The following is a 5,621-nucleotide window of genomic DNA, read 5'->3' as shown; positions in this document are numbered from 1 at the left end:
AAGCACTTGGAAGGAGATCGGAATGTAGCTATTATGTTTGCAAATCAAGGATTATATAATGGATTTTTAGCCGCAGGACTCGTTTGGGGACTCATACTAGGATTCAATTCAGTTGGCTATATGGTTCAGTTGTTTTTCATAATTTGTGTGGTAGTAGCAGCCATTTACGGTGGTTTTGCATCTAACAAGTCAATTATCATAAAACAAGGACTTCCGGCTATTTTAGCACTGATTACTCTTTTGCTCGTTATATAGTGACATTTTTTTGTTAGGAACAAAGGAATATATGACCTTAATCATGTATATTACATATAACTATATGTCTCGCTTCTTTTATTAACCTTGCTTAAAAAGAGTATGAAAGGGAATACTGTTGGCAAAACAGAAAAAGATAAAGGGGTTGACGTTCGGTGGAGAATAATATACGTGATGAAATGTTGGCTGAATTGTTTCTAAACCAAATGATGAAAAAATTCAAAAAAAGTAAAATTCTTGGAGAAATCGATCAGTCCTTAAAAAATAAAGATAAAGAAGCTTTTTTTCGCTTAACAGAAGAACTTAAATCCGTCTCTTAGCAAAAACGATATAAATAGAAGAAACTAGTTAGCCTAAAATTAGATGCTTTAATTTCCTCAAAAGTAAGGAAATATATACAACAGAAGGTAACATAATGTTTTTTCTGGAACACACGAAAAAAAACCCCTCTTATAAAGTAAGGGGTCTAAAAGGAACACTTTTATTTATAAGCAGAAACACATTAGAAATAGTATCTCATTATGAAACGTAGTAATCTATATATGCTTCATACTTCGAATACGTATGAACAAACCCTTATAAAAAAGCAACCTCGCTTGCCAATGCCGAGGTTGCTTTTTACTTTATGTAAGAGGCTAAGGTCTATTTATCCAACTTATCTAATTCGTTTAACAGTTGATCCAATAGTTTACTCATTCTAATCGTATTATGACTATCCATACCTTCTTCTAAAGCTGTAACAATCATTCTCTCTCTCATAACCTCTATTTCAGTAATTAACCTCTGTTTTATAAGTATCTTGTACCCACCCATCCAATCCATCATCACCTCTTACCATTAATGTTAATTTTTCCATTAATCTAACAATAAATGTATTCTACATTTGTATCAACGACCAATATATTACAAAAGACTAATTGGAGAAATGATTGATAAATAAAAAGCAACCTTTCTCCCAGTCAACAGCATGAGAGGCAAGGTCGCTTTTTTATATTTATTAATAATATTTCCTATGATATAACCCTTTTTCTAATTCAATTGTATATCTCAATCTTGTTTGCTTTTTATAAAGTTCATCAGACAGTTCTATGAACTCGCCTTCCGTAATCATTCCATTAATTAACTTAGTAAAGAGATCATTGATGTGTTGAGTAACATCTTTAAGTTCTTTTTCTTTCAATCATTTCAATCCTTCAAATCAAATTTCCCTAACTATACTACGGAGTATGAATATATAAAAGAGGTAAATTCTCCCTTTTTAAGTTATTTTATATACACTTAACTATAAAAATCATTGCAATTTGTCTTACAAGCTTTATCTCATTATGATATACTAGCATAGCTAACCTATTTTCTTATGAAAATAACCTAAATCACACTTTAACTTTTTCTTTTTTTTGCAGAGTAACATTCTAAATTCCTAAAGTGCTCGCAGTTTTATTTAAACTGCGAGCACTTTTTTTACTTTCTTAACAACAGATCAATTAATAGAAAAGAGATTAGAATAGCTAAAAGTATAGATATTATGTTCATCTACCATTTATTCTTTGAACTAGAAAAGACGCTGTGAAGCGTCTATTTGGTAATTCTCACTGTTTCAAACTGAAGAGCGTAAAGCAGAAAAACTACCTTAAAAAATTAATCAAACAATTAGTTAAAGTAGTTTTTCTGTTCTTCAACTTACATAAGGTATAAATATACTCATATAAACATTGGCATTTAACAATACGATGTGTAACTATAGTCCTCTATTACATAATTTCATTGATACTTGAGCATGATACTTATGATGGCATAAAGTCTCTATACGTTATAACTTAAAGTATTTCGTTATAAGCAAAAAAACTCTTGGGATATCCTCAACTGAGAGTTTTTTTGTTTTAACGATTTAAAAAGATATTTCTATTTTTGAATAGAAATATCTTGTAGAGAGCAAGCTACTCAAGAATGAGTAATGCTTCAAAATTACAATGTAAAGTATTGATGATAAGAGCTAAAAAAGCACCTTAAAGAGAAGGTGCTTTTTTAGTTGGAAGGAATGACTTATAGATGAAACTATTTTTCAATTATCTGTTTTTCTTAATCGGTGGAGTTATTTGTATCAGTCTCCTAGCGTTTTCTATCTACACAGATCTTGCTCACTTGAATGGATACAATCCTATTCCTGTTGGGAAGTGAAATGCTTATAGAAATGGACATCAAGATCATAAATTAATTTATTTTCTGAATGGAAACACTTTTCTAAGAGTAAACTACCAAAGATGTCGCAACGCATCAACTTATGTGATAATTCTTGTAGCAAAAAGCTCCCTACGGAAATAGGGAGCTTTTGTCTTGTGAGTGTGTAAGATGTACAGAACCATTTAACATAAAACTTATTTTGAGCACAAAAGAGCTTGGGCTAATAAGTTCAAGTTTTTCTTCTCTATACAATTATAAACTGAAACCTAACATGTGTTGTTGGAACGAGTGTGTGAGGTTTTTGTGAAAAAGGGTATACTAACGTTATTAAATAAAGAGGTGCTGCTATGGAATCCCCTTTTGAAATGATAACAAATGTGGAGAAAGTGGAAAATGCTTATTATGTAGAAATAAAGCCAGGTGAGTACAATGCAAAGTATTGGAATAAAGACTCGGTCTATATTGCTGATGAAGCTTTTGCTTATTTCTACACCACGATTTGCAAGTATGTGCCACAGTATCAACCTACGGAAGTGACAGAAATTAAAACAGAAACATGGCTACGTATCAGTAATCAGCTGCAAGAACTCGCATGTTTTTTGAGTAGCGACCCTCCTATGATTAAACTAAAGAAATGGATTGATTTTAATAAAGTGGAGGAAACGTACAAACAGTTTAATCGTCACAAAAAAAAGTACATTCGTGAGTTAATTAACATGATTGAGGAGTTTACAGTGTGGTTGAAAAAAATCTGTCAAACACAATCATACATCACCATTTTGGGTACTTAATGTAAATCAATTCTACGTTTATTGGGCCATACATTTAAAATTAAAGATACATGGTATTATCAGAAAAGAAACCCTTAGGTAATAAGGAAATCGTGAGGAATGTATGCTTACCACCTTATTAATAATAGCAGGAAAAAAGAGTTGTATTTGTTCAATTATAGGATTTACATACAGAAGCTTTAATGTAGATGACTTATTCATAAATACAATTGCTTCTGGAGTGGGTTTTATATGTTTCACCAGCCTCTTTGCTTACATACTCCACGTCCTTCTTACCAAATACAAACGACAATATTACTATCCAAAAAACTATAGAAAAGTGCCTTACGTTGAATTTGGTGCAACTATGAGACCTAACGGTAATTATAATATAAAAGTATAAGCTCGCCTATTTTAGATGTTTCAAGCATCACCTGAAAAGAACAACATTCATTTATCTCAGCAAAAACTCTTGATTGTTAATCAGGAGTTTTTACTGCTTTTATTTATAAAACGAATAATGCAGAACAACACGAGCAAACTATCCAAGATGCTTCGTACGCTCTGGAGTATCTCTTTACGGCCAAAATTGTATAACATCCAAAACAGAAAAACTGCCTCCTCCCCGATGGCAGTTTTTCTGTTTCGTAAGTATAGATCTTATGTGTGCGAAGTTAACATAAAACGTATTCGCGGAAGTAAGAAAAGCACAAACCATTGATTTCCAACGGATTTGTGCTTTTCTTTTCACTTAGATATACTTCCTCGGAAGTGAATTGAACTAAAAAGTCGTTACAAAAATTGCGCAACCCTCTAATTTTCTTTCAAGCCTATCATTTCATCTTGGATGACTTTAAAATCATTTTCACTTATCTCTACATGTCCAAATCGAAAAGAATAACCCCAATACTTTTTATTTTTAATGAAAGAGAGCTTTAGAATTAAAGGATGAATGGATGTTTCTGTACAATTCATAAACTTTATCTTTCTTCGAAAGGGGATAAAACCATCTCCCATATCAAATTGAAAAATATGATCATCAACCACTTGTCCTAAAGCCGTAAATTTTTGATAGGGAGCACTCTTCTTAAGCCATACCTTTGGAGAATAATAAATGATCCAATCGCCCGTCTTCATCTTTTTTAAAGGAGCTTCCTTTCCATGGCAAAGTTGAACAAATCCACCTTCAACACTTTTCATCACATGGTCTCGGGAAGCCACCCCAATCCAATACCTTATGTTGTTTTGCATACACATCAACACCCACAACGATTAGAAGGATAATTATCTAGAGTTAATGCTGAAACAGGGAAGTTCATCTCCTGCCATGCCGCAATTCCTCCTGTTAACTCTTTTACTTGATATCCTTGTTCCAATAAAAATTTAGCTACTTTAGCAGCCGTATTGCACCAAACGTCCCAACAATAAACGATAATCTCCTTGTCTTTTGGTATCTCATCTAAACGATTGACTACTTCTTGTTCAGGTATGATATAGGCATCCTTAATGGTTACACTTCTTACCTGCATAGGACCATTTCTAACATCGAGTAAAAAGTATGTATCTGGATTCATTTTCTTCAATTTCATATAATCCATAGGGCTTATTGTTGCTTGAAGACGTGCATTAAAATAATCAAGTGCATTCACCTTGTATAACCTCCTGTTTTCTACAGTGACTTCCAAATTCTAATCAAAAAATCTTTTAATACTTGTCTTTCTTGCTGATCTAGAGGGGCTAACACCTCTGATTCGATATGGGTTAGAAACTCCCAACGTGAATTCAATACTTCTTTACCTTTTTCCGTAATCAACAGACTGTAGGATCTTCTATCATTAGGATTCTTGGTTCTCTCCACCAATCCTAATGTTTCCAAATGATCAATATGACTGACCATAGTTGTTCGATCAATTTGTAGGTTTTCAGAAATATCTTTTTGTGATGAATAGGGATTTTCCTCAATAAATAAAAGAACCCCATATTGTCTGGAATTGATGTTGAAGGGGAGCAATCCTTCAGAAAACTTATTTTCCATTTGTTGAAGAGCCTTCCCAAGTAAAAAACCATAAGATTGATTCCATTTGTTCAATTATTTCTTCACCTCTTTATATAATCAGTAAAATATATAATCAGTATAACTGACTATATTTCAGAAAACAAGCATTAATTATTTATAATGGCAACAGTGAACTATATTAAAAGTAATAGTATGTAGTTTACATAAAGTCCATTCTAGAAATAAAATAGCCTATACGACTCTGTATATTACCTTGTCTAATTCCAATGAGATAGGTATCTATAAATAGTTGTCGAACTAATTAATACACCCCTTAAAAAGGAGCCAAAGTGAAAAAATATAGTAAACGGAGGAATTAGTTTGCAAACTATGTTTCATTATAACTGGTTGGTTAGAGA

At 32.3% G+C, this 5,621-nt stretch carries 8 protein-coding genes; 3 read left to right on the top strand and 5 right to left on the bottom strand.

Translation table 11 applies throughout. The features are described 5' to 3' along the window. The coding region (locus ACH0CI_RS27865; protein WP_406902627.1) for a DUF1304 domain-containing protein at nucleotides 1-255 on the top strand (255 nt) is incomplete at its 5' end. 155 nt (nucleotides 256-410) lie between these two features. After that, a complete protein-coding gene (locus tag ACH0CI_RS27860; RefSeq protein ID WP_406902626.1) occupies nucleotides 411-575 on the top strand; it encodes an IDEAL domain-containing protein in 165 nt (54 codons plus the stop codon). 322 nt (nucleotides 576-897) lie between these two features. Here ACH0CI_RS27860 and ACH0CI_RS27855 read toward each other — a convergent pair whose 3' ends face one another. Continuing rightward, nucleotides 898-1,077 (bottom strand): aspartyl-phosphate phosphatase Spo0E family protein, encoded by a 180-nt coding sequence (locus tag ACH0CI_RS27855; protein WP_202188196.1) that lies wholly within the window; start codon nucleotides 1,075-1,077, stop codon nucleotides 898-900. Between the two features lie 175 nt (nucleotides 1,078-1,252). Continuing rightward, nucleotides 1,253-1,435 (bottom strand): hypothetical protein, encoded by a 183-nt coding sequence (locus ACH0CI_RS27850; protein WP_098113480.1) that lies wholly within the window; start codon nucleotides 1,433-1,435, stop codon nucleotides 1,253-1,255. A 1,348-nt stretch (nucleotides 1,436-2,783) separates the two neighbouring features. Here ACH0CI_RS27850 and ACH0CI_RS27845 point away from each other — a divergent pair. Next, entirely contained in the window at nucleotides 2,784-3,227 is a 444-nt protein-coding gene (locus ACH0CI_RS27845; RefSeq protein WP_098113479.1) for a hypothetical protein, read from the top strand. Nucleotides 3,228-4,019: 792 nt separating this feature from the next. On the opposite strand, the gene ACH0CI_RS27840 is transcribed toward ACH0CI_RS27845, so the two are convergent. The 3 genes from ACH0CI_RS27840 to ACH0CI_RS27830 are packed head-to-tail and all read right to left on the bottom strand — an operon-like array spanning nucleotide 4,020 to nucleotide 5,295. Next, complete coding sequence (locus tag ACH0CI_RS27840) at nucleotides 4,020-4,457, bottom strand: EVE domain-containing protein (RefSeq protein ID WP_098113478.1); 438 nt, start codon at nucleotides 4,455-4,457, stop codon at nucleotides 4,020-4,022. Nucleotides 4,458-4,462: 5 nt separating this feature from the next. Then, entirely contained in the window at nucleotides 4,463-4,855 is a 393-nt protein-coding gene (locus tag ACH0CI_RS27835) for a rhodanese-like domain-containing protein (RefSeq protein ID WP_016766046.1), read from the bottom strand. A gap of 20 nt (nucleotides 4,856-4,875) precedes the next feature. Continuing rightward, a complete protein-coding gene (locus ACH0CI_RS27830) occupies nucleotides 4,876-5,295 on the bottom strand; it encodes a MarR family winged helix-turn-helix transcriptional regulator (RefSeq protein ID WP_098113477.1) in 420 nt (139 codons plus the stop codon). Nucleotides 5,296-5,621: the final 326 nt, after the last annotated feature.

Source organism: Priestia sp. 179-F W1.4 NHS (genome assembly GCF_045369295.1).
Lineage (GTDB): Bacteria > Bacillota > Bacilli > Bacillales > Bacillaceae_H > Priestia > Priestia zanthoxyli.
The sequence above is the reverse complement of the archived record's forward strand: the minus strand, read 5'-3'. Positions and strand labels throughout refer to the sequence as shown.

Coding starts and splice junctions, on each gene's coding strand:
- ACH0CI_RS27855 (WP_202188196.1), bottom strand. CDS start 1,077: ATGGATTGGATGGGTGGGTACAAGATACTTATAAAACAGAGGTTAATT.
- ACH0CI_RS27845 (WP_098113479.1), top strand. CDS start 2,784: ATGGAATCCCCTTTTGAAATGATAACAAATGTGGAGAAAGTGGAAAAT.
- ACH0CI_RS27840 (WP_098113478.1), bottom strand. CDS start 4,457: ATGCAAAACAACATAAGGTATTGGATTGGGGTGGCTTCCCGAGACCAT.